The organism is Pontibacter populi, assembly GCF_040278685.1.
In the GTDB taxonomy this organism is placed as follows: Bacteria; Bacteroidota; Bacteroidia; order Cytophagales; family Hymenobacteraceae; genus Pontibacter; species Pontibacter populi.
Genome location: NZ_JBEOKT010000024.1, coordinates 36,760 through 53,800, shown reverse-complemented (window position 1 = coordinate 53,800; position 17,041 = coordinate 36,760). Strand labels below are relative to the sequence as shown.

18 protein-coding genes are annotated in these 17,041 nt (G+C 44.3%); 4 read left to right on the top strand and 14 right to left on the bottom strand.

The window, feature by feature from the left end; genetic code table 11:
- The first annotated feature begins 191 nt into the window (after positions 1 to 191).
- Positions 192 to 797: a bifunctional phosphoribosyl-AMP cyclohydrolase/phosphoribosyl-ATP diphosphatase HisIE gene (gene hisIE, locus ABS362_RS18140; protein WP_350414298.1), complete on the top strand. Its 606-nt coding sequence runs from the start codon at positions 192 to 194 to the stop codon at positions 795 to 797.
- Between the two features lie 60 nt (positions 798 to 857).
- Here the strand turns inward: hisIE and ABS362_RS18135 are convergent, their stop codons facing one another.
- The gene (locus ABS362_RS18135) at positions 858 to 1,724 is read right to left on the bottom strand and encodes an alpha/beta fold hydrolase (RefSeq protein ID WP_350414296.1); all 867 of its coding nucleotides are present in this window, start codon (positions 1,722 to 1,724) and stop codon (positions 858 to 860) included.
- Between the two features lie 28 nt (positions 1,725 to 1,752).
- Positions 1,753 to 2,313: a TetR/AcrR family transcriptional regulator gene (locus tag ABS362_RS18130; RefSeq protein WP_350414295.1), complete on the bottom strand. Its 561-nt coding sequence runs from the start codon at positions 2,311 to 2,313 to the stop codon at positions 1,753 to 1,755.
- 186 nt (positions 2,314 to 2,499) lie between these two features.
- Here ABS362_RS18130 and ABS362_RS18125 point away from each other — a divergent pair, with 186 nt between their 5' ends.
- Complete coding sequence (locus tag ABS362_RS18125) at positions 2,500 to 3,027, top strand: hypothetical protein (protein WP_350414293.1); 528 nt, start codon at positions 2,500 to 2,502, stop codon at positions 3,025 to 3,027.
- 14 nt (positions 3,028 to 3,041) lie between these two features.
- Here ABS362_RS18125 and alr read toward each other — a convergent pair whose 3' ends face one another.
- The 3 genes from alr to ABS362_RS18110 all read right to left on the bottom strand — a co-directional run bounded on the left by alr (position 3,042) and on the right by ABS362_RS18110 (position 7,259).
- Complete coding sequence (alr, locus tag ABS362_RS18120) at positions 3,042 to 4,193, bottom strand: alanine racemase (RefSeq protein ID WP_350414292.1); 1,152 nt, start codon at positions 4,191 to 4,193, stop codon at positions 3,042 to 3,044.
- Between the two features lie 6 nt (positions 4,194 to 4,199).
- Complete coding sequence (locus ABS362_RS18115) at positions 4,200 to 5,363, bottom strand: amidohydrolase (protein ID WP_350414291.1); 1,164 nt, start codon at positions 5,361 to 5,363, stop codon at positions 4,200 to 4,202.
- Positions 5,364 to 5,480: 117 nt separating this feature from the next.
- Positions 5,481 to 7,259: a chloride channel protein gene (locus ABS362_RS18110; protein WP_350414289.1), complete on the bottom strand. Its 1,779-nt coding sequence runs from the start codon at positions 7,257 to 7,259 to the stop codon at positions 5,481 to 5,483.
- A 174-nt stretch (positions 7,260 to 7,433) separates the two neighbouring features.
- On the opposite strand from ABS362_RS18110, the gene ABS362_RS18105 reads away from it, so the two are divergent.
- Complete coding sequence (locus ABS362_RS18105; protein ID WP_350414288.1) at positions 7,434 to 8,258, top strand: metallophosphoesterase; 825 nt, start codon at positions 7,434 to 7,436, stop codon at positions 8,256 to 8,258.
- Here ABS362_RS18105 and mnhG read toward each other — a convergent pair.
- Genes mnhG through mbhE form a run of 7 tightly spaced genes read right to left on the bottom strand, consistent with a single transcriptional unit; the run spans position 8,244 to position 14,143 of the window.
- Positions 8,244 to 8,633 (bottom strand): monovalent cation/H(+) antiporter subunit G, encoded by a 390-nt coding sequence (gene mnhG, locus ABS362_RS18100; protein WP_350414287.1) that lies wholly within the window; start codon positions 8,631 to 8,633, stop codon positions 8,244 to 8,246. The genes ABS362_RS18105 and mnhG overlap by 15 nt on opposite strands.
- Before the next feature lie 11 nt (positions 8,634 to 8,644).
- Positions 8,645 to 8,914, bottom strand: coding sequence for an MrpF/PhaF family protein (locus ABS362_RS18095; RefSeq protein WP_350414285.1), 270 nt, complete (start codon positions 8,912 to 8,914; stop codon positions 8,645 to 8,647).
- Positions 8,911 to 9,402, bottom strand: a complete 492-nt coding sequence (locus ABS362_RS18090; RefSeq protein WP_350414283.1) for a Na+/H+ antiporter subunit E — start codon at positions 9,400 to 9,402, stop codon at positions 8,911 to 8,913. Before ABS362_RS18090 ends, ABS362_RS18095 begins: the two co-directional genes overlap by 4 nt.
- A 1-nt stretch (position 9,403) precedes the next feature.
- On the bottom strand, positions 9,404 to 10,918 hold the full coding sequence (locus tag ABS362_RS18085) for a proton-conducting transporter transmembrane domain-containing protein (RefSeq protein WP_350414281.1): 1,515 nt from the start codon (positions 10,916 to 10,918) through the stop codon (positions 9,404 to 9,406).
- Positions 10,919 to 10,925: 7 nt separating this feature from the next.
- Entirely contained in the window at positions 10,926 to 11,294 is a 369-nt protein-coding gene (locus ABS362_RS18080; RefSeq protein ID WP_350414279.1) for a Na+/H+ antiporter subunit C, read from the bottom strand.
- 3 nt (positions 11,295 to 11,297) lie between these two features.
- Positions 11,298 to 11,840 carry an MnhB domain-containing protein gene (locus ABS362_RS18075; RefSeq protein ID WP_350414278.1) on the bottom strand — a complete coding sequence of 181 codons (543 nt, stop codon included), beginning with the start codon at positions 11,838 to 11,840 and terminating at the stop codon, positions 11,298 to 11,300.
- Positions 11,841 to 11,842: 2 nt separating this feature from the next.
- Positions 11,843 to 14,143, bottom strand: coding sequence for a hydrogen gas-evolving membrane-bound hydrogenase subunit E (gene mbhE, locus ABS362_RS18070; protein ID WP_350414276.1), 2,301 nt, complete (start codon positions 14,141 to 14,143; stop codon positions 11,843 to 11,845).
- Positions 14,144 to 14,298: 155 nt separating this feature from the next.
- Here mbhE and ABS362_RS18065 point away from each other — a divergent pair, with 155 nt between their 5' ends.
- On the top strand, positions 14,299 to 15,219 hold the full coding sequence (locus ABS362_RS18065; protein ID WP_350414275.1) for a universal stress protein: 921 nt from the start codon (positions 14,299 to 14,301) through the stop codon (positions 15,217 to 15,219).
- Positions 15,220 to 15,249: 30 nt separating this feature from the next.
- Here ABS362_RS18065 and ABS362_RS18060 read toward each other — a convergent pair whose 3' ends face one another.
- Both ABS362_RS18060 and ABS362_RS18055 read right to left on the bottom strand, forming a co-directional pair.
- Positions 15,250 to 15,876 (bottom strand): carbonic anhydrase, encoded by a 627-nt coding sequence (locus ABS362_RS18060; protein ID WP_350414273.1) that lies wholly within the window; start codon positions 15,874 to 15,876, stop codon positions 15,250 to 15,252.
- Positions 15,877 to 15,970: 94 nt separating this feature from the next.
- Positions 15,971 to 17,038 carry an alanine racemase gene (locus ABS362_RS18055; protein ID WP_350414272.1) on the bottom strand — a complete coding sequence of 356 codons (1,068 nt, stop codon included), beginning with the start codon at positions 17,036 to 17,038 and terminating at the stop codon, positions 15,971 to 15,973.
- Positions 17,039 to 17,041: the final 3 nt, after the last annotated feature.

Sequence of the window (17,041 nt, the reverse complement as noted above, 5' to 3'; positions counted from 1 at the left end):
ATATAATTCTAGCGCCGGAATCTTTCCGGTGCCTAAGCGTGTGCGTGAGTCTCCAGACTCACTGTTGCAAACTATAGTATAAGCGAGTCTGGAGACTCGCATTCACAATGCGGCACGAGATGGATTCTCGCGCCAGGGTTAGTAGAGTCAAACTTTCTAACTCTCAAACTTTTTAACTTTCTAACTGACTTATGTTGGATTTCGATAAAATGGGTGGTTTGGTGCCCGCCGTGATACAGGACAACGCAACCGGCCAGGTGCTGATGCTGGGTTATATGAACCAGGAAGCCTTTGAAAAAACGCAACACGAAGGTCTGGTTACCTTTTATTCCCGTTCCAAAAACCGTCTATGGACCAAAGGCGAAACTTCCGGCAACACCCTGCAGGTAGTAACTATAGCCGAAGACTGCGACAACGACTCGCTGCTGATAAAAGTAAAGCCCAACGGGCCAACCTGCCATACTGGTGCTACAAGTTGTTTTGGTGAAGAAGCGACAGCTAAGCGTGTAAAAGCTATTCAGTTCATCGCGCAACTGGAAGAGGTAATACAAGAGCGGAAGTTAAATCCTTCAGAAGGCTCTTATACTAATTTCCTGTTCGAGAAAGGTATAAACAAAATTGCCCAGAAAGTAGGAGAGGAGGCTGTGGAAACTGTTATTGACGCAGTTGCCGGCAAGACAGAAACTATGAAAGGCGAAGCTGCCGATTTACTTTATCACTTATTGGTATTACTTGCTGCTTCGGGACTGGAGTTAGCTGATGTAGTAGCGGTGCTTGAGGAACGTCACAAAAAGTAAGAAGTAAGGTTATTATGTAAAGCAGCCGCAACCATAGTTTTATAGTTGCGGATGTTTTAGTTATTTCTGCTTTATAAAGATTTGAATTGCATCGGCAACTTCTCCGCCTCGTTCTTCCTGCACAAAATGGCCGGCTTTGTATTTGATAACTTTAGCCTCCGGAAATTCTTTTTCCCATTTATCCAGGAAGTTGATTGGCAACAGTTTGTCTTTCTCGCCCCACAGAATAAGCTTGTTTATAGTTCGCAGCTTCTCGCGTTGTTTCCATAGTTCGGCAAAGTAGGAGTTCGATTCGTGCAGGGCTTTTGCAAATTGCCAGGTTCCCATCCTGCTCGTTGCGGTAGCTAATGGTTTTTGGTAATGTAGTTTAAGGTCTTTAGTGAGGTGCTTGCTTTCGTGATAGCCTTGTGGTAACAAAATATTTGGTGAAAAACCCAGCCGCAGGTACAGGAATTTACCTATGCCCCCAGCCATAAATTTGCTTATCTTCATTATCCTGCTTTCATGTTCCAGGCTCCACATCCAGGTATTCAGGATAACTATATTCTTTACATTTTCTGGGTGGCGTATGGCGTAGCGCAAGCCAATTGGTCCGCCAAAATCATGCACAACCAGCGTTATGTTTTTTAGTTGTAGCTGCTCTATAAATTGCTCCAGGTTATCGGCATGCGCTTCAGGGGTATAGCTGAAATCTACAGGCTTTTCAGACAAGCCAAAGCCCAGATGGTCAGGGGCAAGGCAACGGTATGTCCTGCTTAACTGTTTTATCTGTTGCCGCCAAACAAACGACCAGGTAGGAGTACCATGCACGAAAACTACAGGTTCACCTTCTCCTTCATCAACATAGTGTATTTGTCCGGCAGCCAGCTGCACAGTGTGGTGTGCAAACGGGTACAAAATTCGGTCGAGCCATTTTGGTGATTTCATTTTTAAGCGATCTATAGTTAAAACCGGATTATCTTTTATACTTCATGATAAGCAAAGTAGCCACATCGTCGATCGGATAATTTTCGTGGAGCAGGTAATGTTGAGCCAGACCATCCAGAGAAGCAAAGTATAGTTTTGCTTCCAGGTCAGGGAAGGGGATACCGGCTTCTATCAGGTTCTGCTTAATTTGTGTCTCAATGTAAGCTGTTTGCTCTTTCATTTCTGCATTTAGCCTTTGCACAACTTCAGACTGCATTCTGATACCATGAATGAGTCTCCAGAAATCTTTTTTCTCTTTCAGGATCTTCACAGTTTGCCTGATGTGCCGCTCTATGGCCGACATGTTTTGCCATTCAGGAGTTACTTGTTCAAAAGAAACGCGAACATCGGAGGTACCACGTCTGCAAATTTCTACAAGTAGTTCTTCTTTGCTTTTAAAGTAGTTATACATAAGGCCCAGCGAAATGCCTGCCCGCTGCGCTATAGTTCGGATTGATGTAACATCATACCCTTGCTCCGAAAACAGAGCTAAAGCCGTGTCTACCATCAAGTTAATGCTCTGATCCCGCTTAACCTGTGATGTTTTCATATTATGAATGAACGTTTGTTCATAAAAATAGTTGTTTAATCTTGGCTATCAAAGTCTTTTTAAAATGTGAGTACAGTTCATCAGAAATAACACTTTCTCGTATCAGAACAAAAATTATTGTTACATGAGTCGATAAGCGAGTAAGCAAAACAGGAAGTGATTGGCACTGTCACAAACCTTAATAATATGCCAGCCTCTATAAGTGTTGAAAAACCGGCTGTAATAAAAGCGAATGCGAAGTTTATGGGTAGGGCAGCTGTAAAAGCTGCTGTTAAAATGCCGCTTTTGGATAAGAACGGGTATCACACTTTAGTAGCCGAAACCGGAAGTGCACAGCCAGAGCTACTGAAACCGATCCTGAAATCAACAAATTTAATGAGTGTAAAAAGCGGGTCTTTACAAAGTGCCAGCGTAAGTGTAACGTTAAAACGCAGCAACGCTTCCGGAACAATGCGCGTGCTATATCAGAATTTTAAAATCGAGCTGTTATCGGAAAGTGAAGGAAATGAACAGAGCCTGGGCAAAAAGATCATCAGCAAAGCGGCAAATAAGCTGGCTATAAAATCGGATAACCCGGAAGATGGCGAAAAGCCCAGGACAGGTAAAATATACGTTACAAGGAAGAAGATTCACTCTTTTTTTACGTACTGGAAAGATTGCCTTGCCAGTGTTTTTTTGTCGAGTATTGGTCTTAAAGCGTTATCTGAAAAATAAGCTCTGTCTATAGTTTAGTCGATCACTAACCGCGGAATATTAGATGGTAGTCGGGTTAGCAGTTCATAGTTAAGCTGCGTGCTCAGTTCGGCAAAAGAGGCAACCGTTATACTTTCATTTCCCTGGGTGCCGAGCAACACTGCCTCGTCATCTTTCTGTACACCTGGTATATCCGTTACATCTACCATCATCACGTTCATATTTACTATACCTACTACCGCAGCGCGAACTCCCCTGATCAGTACCTGGCCCTGGTTGCTTAGCGTACGACTATAGCCCCAGCCATAACCTACCGGTATAATGCCCAATGTCATGTTGCGTGGTGTCTGGTAAGAACTGCCGTACCCCACATACTCACCCTTCTGGATATGTTTGATGCTCATAATGCGGCTTTTCCAGTTTATCAGTCGGCGCAAAGGATCTTTTTTGATGGTACGCTGGCTAAAAAAATGACTATATGTTTCGGGACTGGGCCAGAACCCATATTGCATAATACCGATCCGCACCATATCCATATGCGTTTCGGGGTAAGAGACCATAGCCGCAGAACAGGCCGAATGCAGTTTTTCCGGTGAGTGACCTGAGTTGATAAGTAGTTCTGATAACTTCCGGAATTGCTGTTGCTGTATTTGTATGCGTTCATGATTCTGAAAGCTTTCTGCGCCGGCAAAGTGCGTACAAACAGCCTTTAGACTTACATGCTCTTTTGTGTCATCTAAGACTCTAATGGCGTGTGCTATAGTTGCGCTGTCAAATCCGGTTCGGTTCATACCTGTTTCAAGTTCCAGGTGGATCTTCGCTTTTTTGCCCAGCTTTTTAGCGATACTTGCGGCTTGCACTAGCCTGTCTGGTTCAAAAACAAAGAATTCTATATCATGCCGTATAGCCCATTCCAGTTCCGGATCATCAATATAGCCCATTATTAATGTGGTAGCCGGTTTTGGTAGAGATTGCTGCAGACGCAGCGCTTCATCTGCGCTGAAAACCGAGAAATGATCTACGCCACACTCCTGCGCTAAGGTAGCAAACTGCTCAATACCATGGCCATACGCATTGCCTTTTATAACAGACGAAAACTGTACACCTGGGCCGATCTCTTGCTTAATAACGTTGATATTGTTTTGTAAAGCTGATCTGCTGATCTCAATATAAGAACTATGAAACATACGGATTTATTTATTCAGGATGTGTTGGACTATGCCATAGAATACGGCGGCGCCGGTTGGTATAAGCTCGTCCGGAAAATCATAGTCGGAGTGATGGAGCTGAGGCTGCTCTGTGCCGGAACCAAGTCCGAAAAAAGCACCTTTATACCTGGCCGTAAAATGGCCAAAATCTTCTGACCATCTGAAAGGCTGTACGGCTTCCTGCACATCAAGTTCGAGGGCTCTTGCTGCCTGTTGTATAGTTTGCACCTGTTTACTGTGGTTCACAGTGGCCGGAAATTCTTCTGTAAAACGGATGCTAAACGTCAGGTTATAGTTGCTGGCAATTTCCTCTACCTGTTTGCGGGTAAGCTCTTTAAGTTTGTTCATGTCATCAGGCTGGTAGGTTCTAAGCGTGGCCATTACAGTAGCAAAACCGGGATTGGTACCAAAAGCTACTTCCCCAAGTCTTGCATGAATAACGGTTAACAACGTCAGGTCCTGGAACTGATCTTTTTGCCGAATGATATGGTTAAAAGCAACTATAATTTCGGACATGGCAAGCCCGGGATTCAAGCCATTTTCGGGTTCTGCAGCATGTGACGATCTTCCATGCAACTCCACGATCATACCGGTAGAGGCTGCAGCAAAAACATCTTCCCGAACAACAACCTGGTGCATCGGCTTGCCGGGTAAATTGTGCAAGGCAAACACATAGTCAGGCTTAAATTCTGTTTCAAAACGTTTGTCCTGCAGCACTGCCCAGGCACCGGCGCCGGTCTCTTCGGCAGGTTGATAGAGCAGAATTACTTTCCCTTTTGCAGGGCGCTGCTGGTGCAGCAGACTTCCCAGAGCAGTAAGTATGGCCATGTGCCCGTCGTGCCCGCACTTGTGACTTATGCTATCTGTTACCGAACTATAGTTAAGCTCTTCATTTGTTTCTGCAATAGGTAAAGCATCCAGTTCAGCTCTGAAAAGTACCGTTGGCCCATCTGTATTCAGCCCGTTAAAAACAGCTGCTACACCAGTTCCACCCAGGTGGGTATAAATTTTATCTGGTTTATAGATTTGAAGGTGTTCTACTATACGTCGTGCGGTTTCTGTTTCCTGGCCGGATAGTTCGGGATGCTGGTGAAGTTCCTGGCGTAATTTAACCAGGTCGGGGAGGTTTTTAAGCTTTTTTTGTTGCATGCAGTCTGTCGTTCGATCTCAGGGTAACTCTAAGATACGAAAAACAAGGCAGGGGTTTGTATAAAGAATGGTCGAACTATAGTTTTAGGTAACAGAACGCCCTTATAATTGACTCGCTTAAACGTTAGTAGTTTTGATCAGCAGCTTTCTGTATTTGGTGAAGATGCTTGATTTTGAAACAAATCCAAGGTATAGTTCTCCGTTCATTACTGGGAGATTCCAGGCACCTGTTTCATCGAACTTTTTCATTACGTCAGCCATGCTGTCGTCGTGCTGCACAGTAGCCGGGGGCTGTGTCATCAGTTCCTGAACCAAAAGGGTGTTATATTTTTCCCGTTTGAACATGATCTCACGCACATTTTCCAGCAATATGATACCTACCAGTTTTTGCTCGGCACTTACCACCGGGAAAAGATTCCGGTGTGAATTAGCGATCACCTCTACCAGGTCGCCAAGGGTAGCCTGGGGCGCAATTGGTTGAAATTCGGTCTCAATTAAATGCCCGATCTTCATGATGCGCAGGATCGTACGGTCTTTGTTATGTGTGAGCAGTTGTCCTTTTTGCGCCAGCTTTTTAGTATCCAGCGAATAGGGCTCAAAGTACTTTACAAGGGCAAATGCACTGGCTGAAACTAACATGAGCGGTATCATAAGTGTATAGCCGCCGGTGATCTCAGCAATAAGGAATACAGCTGTAAGCGGAGCATGCATCACACCGCTGAGGATACCTGCCATCCCGATCATCGTAAAGCTGCCTTCCGGTAATTTACCGGGCTGCAGCAGGTTTATAAAACGGGCCAGAAAAAAGCCGGCATGTGCGCCTACAAACATGGAAGGTGCAAAGTTCCCTCCATTGCCACCGGCCGATATAGTGCAGGTTGTTGCCACCACTTTTATCAACGCAAGCACTCCTATAAAACCAAGCAGTAACCATTCGTTCTCTCCAAAAATAGCGAACGGACTGCCCTGTATTAAATTCCCGGCACTATTACTTTCCAATAGCTTTATACTGTTATAACCTTCTCCGAAAAGCGGTGGAAAAAGCATGATCAGCAGACCAAGAATAGCGCTCCCTATAAAGGCTCGTTTATAAACCTGGTTATTAAAAGGCTCAAATAGGTCTTCAATTTTATGCACCATCCGCGTATAGTAAACCGACAGAAATCCGCAGAAAATACCCAACAAAATAAAATAAGGTAACTGACTGGCAGTAAAGTCCTGCACTGAACTGAAGTAAAACAGGATATCTTCCTGCAGAATAATTCTGGAGCATAAAGCACCTACCACAGCCGAGATAATGAGTGGTATAAACGCTGTGATACTAATGTCTGTCAGCAAAACCTCAATGGCAAAAAGTACCCCGGCAATTGGTGCATTAAATACGGCCGCTATACCAGCAGCAGCGCCGCAGGCAAGTAGCAAGGTTCTGTCACGGTAGTTAAGGTGGTAGTCGCGGCCAAAGTTAGACCCAATGGCTGAACCAGTTACAACTATAGGAGACTCCAACCCGGCAGAACCACCGAATCCGGCAGTAATACCACTGGTGATCACATGTGAGTACATTTTATGCCGCTCTACGATGCTGGATTTTTGGGAGATCAGGAACAGGATGTTGGCAGTACCCCGGCCCAGCTTACCGTTTAAGAATACGCGAACTATAAATACGGTCAGCAGTATACCGAACATCGGGAAAAGAACCAGCCAATAAGGTTGCTCAAGCAAGCGGTTACTGTAACTTATCAGTACCTGTATGTAATGCACCAGTGTTTTAAGCGCGACCGCAGCCAGGCCAGCTGTAAATCCGACCAACACACTTGAGATCAGTACAAAATTGCGGTCTGAGGTGTGCCGGCGCAACCAAAGCAGGGGTATTTTATACTTTTTTAGATAAGACATGTAAAGGCAGCAGGTAATACATTTTATTGATAAGCGGCCTCAAAGATAGCAACTTACTATCCTAAGCTCAAGTTATGACCGGATTTGCTCACTTACTCGTTTTATTTCGCATGGTTGCCCGAACCCCGGATACGTTTTTTCAGTTATAGTTTTGATTAGATCACCGAACTAAGCATGGCTCAGATAAAAGACTTAAGTGGATACCTGGTACAAACAGAGGCGCGTGGCCCCTTTGATATCATCGGGGATGTGCACGGCTGTTTTGATGAGTTGCATGAGTTGCTTCAGAAACTGGGTTACGAGGTAGATTTTGATAAAAAAGAAAGCCGGTTTACTGTTACGCCACCCAAAAATCATAAAGCGGTTTTTGTGGGAGACCTGGTAGACCGCGGCCCTGATTCGCCTAGAGTGTTACACCTTGTTATGGATATGGTGGAGGCTAAACAGGCGTATTGTGTTAGCGGTAACCACGATGACAAACTATACCGTAAGCTGGTAGGCAGAAATGTGCAGGTGCGGCATGGGTTGGAGCTAACAATGGAGCAGCTCAGCCATTGCAGCACAGCATTTGTAACCCGTGTCCGTGATTTTCTGGCTAATTTACCGCATCATATTCTGTTGGATGAAGGCCGCCTGGTAATTGCGCATGCAGGGTTGGCGGAACACCTGCATGGCAGTCACAACCGTTCTGTGCGCGACCTGTGCCTTTATGGCCCCACCACCGGCGAAACAGATCAGCATGGCTTGCCTGTACGATTAGACTGGGCAGCTAACTATACCGGGCATGCTATTGTTGTTTATGGCCACACACCTGTCTACGAACCATGCTGGCGTAACAATACCATCAACATTGATACCGGCTGTGTTTTTGGCGGCAAGCTTACATCTCTTCTGTATCCCGACCATATTCTAAAATCTGTGCAGGCCCATAAAACCTATGCTGAGTCTGTAAGGCCGTTTCTGCAACAAAATACAGCTATCGGTTCAGTCAACTATTGAGTCCTTGGATTTGTCTTCGAGATCCTGCAGGTCTTCCCGTTCCATATAATCCTTAAATTCATGCAGGTTCGTACGTTTCCAGAATGGGATCCGGGTTTTTACAGCAGTGCGACTGATAACATGAGCAGCCACTGGGGATGTTATAAAAATAAAGAACAGTATCAGCAACACTTTAAGCAGCACATCAGCCTTGTTAAAGTAAACGCTTAACCCTATTAATATAAGGCCCAGACCAAGTGTAGAGCCTTTCGTTATAGTTGACATCCGGGTATAGAAATCAGGGAAGCGCAACAGGCCTATGGCAGAAAGAAGCATAAAAACTACGCCGGCTAGTATAAGTATCGAACTGATTATTTCGTGAAGCTGATGTACCATATGGTGCTTTTTTAGTGCTTTGATTTTAAAAGGTAATAAGCAAAGGAAATAGATCCCAGGAAGCCGAAAATGGATAGGATGATAGCTACATCTATAAAGTCTTCGTTACCGGTCAGTTCTGCATAAACAGCTATTATACCGATTATGTTAGCCACTATAGCATCAAACGATGTGATGCGGTCTGGCAGCGAAGGCCCCATAAAGAACCGGATAGCAGCCATCGTCATAGAAATGGCAAGTGCTGCCAGAGCTATCTGTAAAGTAATACTGAATAAACTCATGCGATCAGTTCCATAATTCGTTTTTCAAACCCGTCTTTAATCTCTTGTTTTAGTACTTCTACACCACCTGCGGGTACGTAAAGCGAATGGATGTACAGCAATTTTTTATCGGGGCTAATATCTATGCTGAGCGTGCCTGGGGTTAGGGTTATAATACAGGCGAGCATTGTGATCTCAAAATCTGAACGAACAGTAAGCGGAAGCGCAATAAGCGTTGGCTGCATATGATACTTTAGTGTTAAGATATCGTGTGCGATTCGGAGATTTGCAGTTATAAACTCTTTTGAGAAATGCAGGAACAGTAAAAACGCTTTGGGCAGTTTCCTGAAATAGCTCCGCTGATAAATAAACGATGAAAGCCACAGCAGCAGAAAAAGGATAGTACCAACTATAGATGCTTTTATAGCAGTGCCTTCGTAAGGTGTGTGGCTAAAGAACAGGTAACTACCCACCACTGTCAGTATAATATGTGTAACGAGTGTTTTCATGTTACCTGTTTAGTACGGCATTTATGTAAAGGTCGGTGTGCTGTAGTTGTTCCGCTGCCCTGTAAACTAACCCAACTATAACTTCGGCATAAAAACTGATGAACAGGATGCAGGTTATCAGGAATATGACGGGCGCATAAAGCAAACCTTTTGTAAGGTTATCAGGTAGGGCAGGGGTAGGCAGATCCAGATCAACAGGGGCCTTTTTCCAGAACACTTCATTCCAGATCTTGGTCATCGAGAATAAAGTAAGAATACTGACCCCCAGCGATATTAAGATTATAGTGTAATCACCGGCTTCAAAACCTGCTTTGGCCAGCATAAACTTTGCCCAGAAACCAGAAAGAGGAGGTATACCTGCCAGCGAGAAAGCTGAAACCAGAAACAACCCGGCCAGGACAGGGTGCTTCAGATAGTTACTTCCTAACACTTTCAGATCAAAAGATCCGTTAAGTCTGCCTACTACACCGCTTATCAGGAATAGGTTGGTCTTAACCAGTATGTTATGCAGTATAAAAAAGATAGTACCTGCCAATGAGAGAGTTGTAAATATGGCAAGCCCCATGATCATGTATCCTATCTGGCTGATTATGTGGAAGGATAATATCTTTCTGAAATCATATTGCGCGGCTGCCCCCAACACTCCTATAACCATTGTAAAACCGGATATTATGGTAAACAATAGCAGGATAAGAGTTTGGTCAACTATAAAGATGAGGGTAAAAAGCCGGATCAGCGCGTAAACGCCTACTTTAGTTATCAGGCCGCCTATATACGCTGAAATGGCTATGGGTGGTGTGTGGTAAGAGGCTGGCAACCAGAAAAAAAGCGGAAAAACAGCTGACTTTATACCTAATGATATGATAAAGAACATACCTGCCATCAGGAAAAGACTGTTGTTTTCAGCAGGCCTACGAACTATAATTGCCAGTTCTGCCATGTTTAACGAACCTGTTAAACCATAAACCACACCTATGCCTGTAAGGAGCAGCCCCGAAGCTAAAAAGTTTATAGTTACATATTTAATAGCACCTTCTAACTGTGGCCTTGTTCCACCTAAGGTTATAAGCACAAAGCAACTTATAAGCAAAACCTCAAACCACACAAACAGGTTAAAAATATCGCCGGTAAGGCAGGCTCCGCTTACGCCAAGCTGGAGCATGTGCAGTAGCGGATAATACCCATATAGTTGCCTTTGTATTTTTAGACCCCTGAAAGAATAGATAAAAACGGCTGCACCTGTAACAGACGCGGTCAGCACCATCAGGCAACTGAAAAGGTCAGCAACCAGTGTAATGCCATACGGAGCGGGCCAGTTTCCTATCTGTGTTTTAAGTATGCCATAGGTGTGCACTTCGTATAAAAGAATGCCAGTGGCTAAAAGCAGTGCTGCGTTTATAATACTCCCGACAACCTTCTGAAGCAACACTCTTTTCCAGCAGAATAAACAGAGTATAGCACCGTATAACGGTAGCAGCAACGGCAATATCAGTAACAGGTGGTGCAGTTGCGGCATACTTCTGTCAGTCTTTATGTGTTGTATCTAATTTGTCTGTATTATTTAGGTCATCGAGGCTGTTGGTGCCAAAGGCCTGATATATTCTTTTAATGAGCACTATTGAAAAAGCCTGTATACCAAAGCCTATAACTATAGCCGTTAATAACAGTGCCTGAGGTACAGGATCTGCAAATGGTTCTGTAGCTACCTGTGCATCATCAGGTATTATTGGTGCTAAGCCGCGACTAAGCCTGCCTACCAGAAACAAGAACAGATTTGTGGCAAGCCCGAACAACATCATCCCCAGTATCAGTTTAAAAAAATGCCGGTGAAGGATCAGGTATAAACCAGTGGCATAAAGCAGCCCGATAATGAAAGGCATCAGTAGTTCCATAGTTTATTCCTCAGACATTACAAACGTTATCTTTAGCACAATACCTAATACAAGCAGGTAAACACCTATATCAAATAAAATGGGAGTGCCAGGTTTTCCGATAACAGGTATCACAAAGTCTGCCCAGAGCGAAGACATGTACGGACCTTGTGTAAAGAACCCTAAAAAACCACTGGTAGCTGCCAGTAATAACCCTGTTGCTATAATGTAAATGGGCTCTATCTGCATCATCCGGTGTTCCCATTTCCACTCACTGGCTAGCTTACGCCGGTGCATTGCGTTTACACGCTGCATGTGGTAATTGTAGCGTGAGCGGGTATAGTGATCTATTTCCTTGCCAACTATAAGCGTTAACTTTAAGTAGTGCTTCAGAGTTTGTTTGGAACCATATGTCATGACATATAATATAAAACCTATAGAACCGATGAGACCGCCGATAAAGCCACCTCCCGGGTGGTTGTGCCCCCTGAAAAGGATGTATAGAGAAAAGACCTGGAAAACCGGTATAAGTAACCTGATAGCTGTAGCAAGAATGATGGTTCTCATAGTCAGTCTCCTTTCTCAAGTCTTAATTTAAGTAAGGCATAGATACCGATAGCGGCTACTGCCAGCACTGTAATTTCTCCCAATGTATCCAGCGCCCTGAAGTCAACCAGTATTACGTTTACAATGTTTTTGCCTTTCCCCAGCAGGTAAGCATTATCTCCATAGTATTTTTTTAGCTCTGATGTTAATGGGAACTGTTTTACAAGCAGCACTATATAAGTCATGGTTGCTCCGAAAAGCAGCGAGATAACTACAAATGTGATACGTTGCCTGGCGTGCGTCAGGTATCGGAAGGCAGGAAGTTTATGTAATACCAGTACAAAAATGAGTACAGTAAGGGTTTCGATAAGTAATTGGGTGGCAGCTATATCCGGAGCTCCGAACAGTATGTATACGAGTGCAACGGTATAGCCCATAATGCCAAGCACGGCAATAGCAGTTAGCCTGGAACGTGTTTTTAGCACAGTGACAAGAACCGGGAAAACAAGCAGCACCAACAGCCATTCATGCAACTGTACCTCCTGTAGAAGGTATAGTTTTTCGTAAAGTAGCAGGGGCGGGCTGTTATACCAGATTGCAAATACCAGCAGCACAACCTGCGACATTATTATAGATGCTATATAGAGGCGCAGATACCCGTTTTGTATAGTTGCTGTAACATACCTGGCACCTGTCTGAAGCCCTTTTATAGTTAGAAAATACAGTTTATTAGGCCCGTAAGTGTAGAGTACACTAAAATTGGATGTTAATTGTCCGAAAGATTCTAAATAACGGTAAACTATAAAACCTGCGAGTAACGTAAGGATACTAAGCCCGAGTATAGGCGTAAAACCATGCCAGAGACTGAGTGTAAAATCTGAAGGATGCCCTAGTACAGCTGATGCAGACAGGTTTAGTAACGGGGAAACAAGCAGGCCGGGCATAAATCCAAAGGCAATTGATATAAGCCCAAGTAAAAGTGGCGGAAAAGCCAGTGCCTTTGAATCGGGGTGCAGCAGTTGGGAAGGTGCATTACGGTTGCGCCAGAAAATGCGGTACCCGGTTATGAAAGCTACAGCTACAAAGATAACCCCTGTAAAGAAAGAGAACAGCAGCAGCAACCAGGATGAGGCAGAGCTGGCTTCGTATAGTAGTTCTTTTGCAATAAACCCAAAAAAAGGCAGCACGCCTGCCATAGACAGAGATGCCAGCAGCGCAGCTACGGCCGTAAAAAGCATCGGTTTAAGTAAACCCTGAAGATGATGGTAATCTCGGGTGCCCGTGGCGTGGTCTAAATTGCCGGCAACCATAAACAGAGCTCCTTTGTATAGTGCATGAGCCAGCAAAAAAACAACCATTGCCTTTATTGCCTCTTCAGTGCCTATACCAATAAATGATACCAGTAGGCCCAGAGCACTTATGGTGGTATAAGCAAGGATCGCTTTAAGGTCCGAATGTTGAAGCGCCAGATAGGCGCCTAATAAAGCTGTAACTGTCCCGGTTATAGTTAAACTATATTGCCAGACGTCGGTGCCGCCTAATACAGGAGCCAGCCTGGCCAACAGGTATACACCTGCTTTAACCATAGTTGCCGAGTGAAGATAAGCACTAACAGGTGTAGGCGCTGACATGGCATTTGGCAACCAGAAATGGAAAGGAAACTGTGCAGATTTGGTAAAGGCACCTAACAGAATAAAGAGCAGCAACGGCAGGTATAAACTATCAGAAACGATCAGGCTACTCCGGTTAATGAGATCAGGAATACTATACGTGCCACTTGCAGCACCCAGTAATATAAAACCTGCCATTAAAGCTAACCCACCTAAACCTGTTACTAATAAAGCCTGCAAGGCCGCATTACGCGATTCTTCCTTCTCATGCCCGAAGCCTATCAGCAGGTAAGAGCTGATACTGGTCAGCTCCCAGAAAATGAATAAGCTGATAAGGTTACCTGCTGTAACTACACCCAGCATGGCCATCATAAAAAGGGTTAAGTACAGGTAAAACCGGCCTAATTTAGGATGATCGTGCAGGTAATGCGCGGCATAGAACATGATAAGTGCCCCAAAAACCGTTATCAGGAAACAAAAAAGCAGCGCTAACCCATCTATATAAAAATGGAGCTGTACACCCAGAGAAGGTACCCAGTCATGCGTAATTGAGTAGGTATTTCCGGCTAACACACCTGGTAAGAAGGTATTGTAATATAAGAGCAGCAAGAGAGGCAGAAGTACCTGTGGGATAAAAATATACTTACCAAGAAACCGGTGTAACACAGGAACTGTAAATGCATATAAGAACCCTCCCAATAAAAAGTATAGCATGTTCTCCGGCTTTATGTAAATTTTTAGCCACTACTTGCGTACGGTTACATATCAGGTAATACATCATAAGAATATTTAAGTTTCAGTACGTCAATAATATATAACAGCCTGGCAAACTATAGTTTGCGAAAGAACATCACACAAAATAAAACTGTATGGAACCCCTTAAAAACCTGCTGGTAGGGCTGGACTTAACGGAAATGGACGAAACGCTGATAATGTATACAGCTTTTTTGTGCAGCCGGCCCGGTATTGAAAACGTTTTCTTTGTACATATCCGAAAACAGAGCGATATTCCAGAAGAAGTGATTGACAGCTTTGGGAAGCATCGTCTGACGGAAGACGAAAGTATAATGCAGCACATAAAAACAAGGGTTGCTGAATACTTTGGTCAGTTAACGCATATACAGACAAATGTGCACCTGGCAGAAGGTGCTCCATTAAAAGAGATGCTGAAGTGGGCTAAAGAGAAGGAGGTCGACCTGTTTATAGTTGGACGTAAACTACGATTGCATGGCAGTGGCGTACTTTCAAAGAAACTGCTTCGTAATGGCAGGACAAGTGTGCTTTTTGTACCCGAAACCGCGGAGCCTAAATTAAACCGCCTGGTAGTAAGTATCGATTTCTCGGATTACTCCATGATGGCACTGGACCAGGTACTCCATTCTGCCTTAGCCCGGCCAAACCTTGAGATCATTTGTCTGCATGTATATGAAGTGCCGACAGGCTACATAACCTTAGGTATCAGGTATGAAGATTTTGAAGAGCGTATGCGCCGTTTTGCAGAAGATAAGTTTGATACAGTTGTGGCACGGTTTCCGGAGCTTAAAGAACGGGCGCAGCTTAAATTGGTTAAACAGGAGCAAATGGACGATATAGGAGAACTAATAGTGATGGAGGCAAAGCGGGCACGTGCCGATATGTTAGCTATAGGGGCAAAAGGGAAAAGTGCCGCTGCTCTATTTGTGCTGGGCAGTGTAACCGAAAAGCTGCTGGATAAAGATACCGATATCCCGCTTGTAGTGTTTAAAAAGAAAGATGAAGAAATAGGTTTCCTGGATGCCCTAATCGGGTAAAACAGTTTAAACCTAACTATAAATGCTTTACTAAGGAAGTATCCCCAGGCTCTGCCATTCCTTTGTTGGTAGTTCCAGGTCTTTTATGTAGCCGTGTTCAATATCAAGCACCCAGCCATGTACAGACGGAAATTTTTCTGTTTTGTATGCCCGGTGCATAACAGATGTGGTGCAGATATTTTTTACCTGTGCTATCACATTCAATTCTGAGAGCTTATTCAGCTTTTCTTTTTCAGTTGGAAGGCTGTCTATTTCCTGGCGGTTCTGCATGTAGATGTCGCGGATCGGGCTTACCCAGTTCTCTACTACACCTGTGGCAGTACCTTTGTAAGCCGCTTCTACACCACCGCAGCAGTAATGCCCGCAAATAACAATGTGCTGCACATCCAACGCTTCTACGGCATATTCCAGCACTGCCAGTAAGTTCATGTCCGTCAGCGATACCTGGTTTGCTACATTACGGTGTATAAAGAGCTCGCCGGGTTCTGTCTGAGTAAAACTGGAAATCGGCATACGGCTATCAGAACACCCGATATACAAAAACGGAGGCTTTTGCCCCTGGGCCAGTTGCTTAAAATATCCAGGAGTCAGTTCAAGCTTTTCAGCTACCCATTTACGGTTATTATTTATCAGATCGGCGTACTCGTGGTAGTGCATGTACTTTGCAGTTTAGGTAGTTTGCAGCTGAACTATACGCAGCTATCCGGCAAATATAGACAAGAATATTTAAGCTGGGATAAGTTTACACCAGCTACACGATCTCTTTGTTGATGTACCTGGAATTTAAGATGCTAAGCGCACCCATATACCGCAAGCTAAACTGCAACACATCGCCAACTTTATAGTTCTTCTCATTAACGCCAAGCTCTACCACCAGCATATCCGAACTGGCACCAACTACTGTCAGATCATCTTTGGGTAAAAGGAACTTTGGATTCACGTCCAGCAACCCAATATCCAGTATGGCGCGGTGCGATGTTTTACCATACAGGCTTTCGTCTATCTCATAATTGTCACCACTCGGGTTCTCAGCCAGTATGCCGTCCGGTATCATAGGTTTTTCAGTGAGCTCAATTATCTCGGCGCATAACTCGAACACGTCATCATGCATGCCTTCAAAAGTTTCGCCGGTAAACAGGTTAAGTCCGAAAAACAGCGCTTCCCCGATCCTGAAATGGTTGATACCCTTGGGTAGTTGATGCGTAAAAAGTAAAGGTATTGTTACCGAAGTACCCCCTGAAACCCACGGTATGTTTTTGTTGAATTTAGTCTCGATGATCTGTTTGTAAAGGCTTAATTGCACCAGTTTGTCGCGGGTTGGCATTACCCCGTGCAGGCAGTTGAAATTAGCGCCCAACCCGATCACTGAAATGCCGGGCAGTTCAAATACCTTTTCATAAAAGCCAACCAGTTCTTCGCCCATCACACCTTCGCGCAGGTCGCCCATCTCAATCATGATGATGATCTTGTGCAGCTTATTTTGTCGTACAGCTTCCGCTGATAGCAATTTTATGATCTCATACTCGGTCTGGAAGCTAACGTCGGCAAACTCTATTATCTCAGGAATGCTTTTTTTAGGGGCCGGCTTAATGTAAACCGTCTGTACATCGGGCGCTACTTTTTTAATGGCTTTGAGGTTGGTTACACGCGAGTCATGTATCTCTTTTACGCCTAAGGCCAGTACTTCTTTCAAGAATTTTTCTTCGCCGCACAGCAGTTTGGTTACGATGCCCCAATCTATGTTGTGCTCCTTAAATACCTTGTCAATGTGGCGATAATTGTGTTGTAATCTGTCACGGTACAGCTTTAAAACTGCCATAGT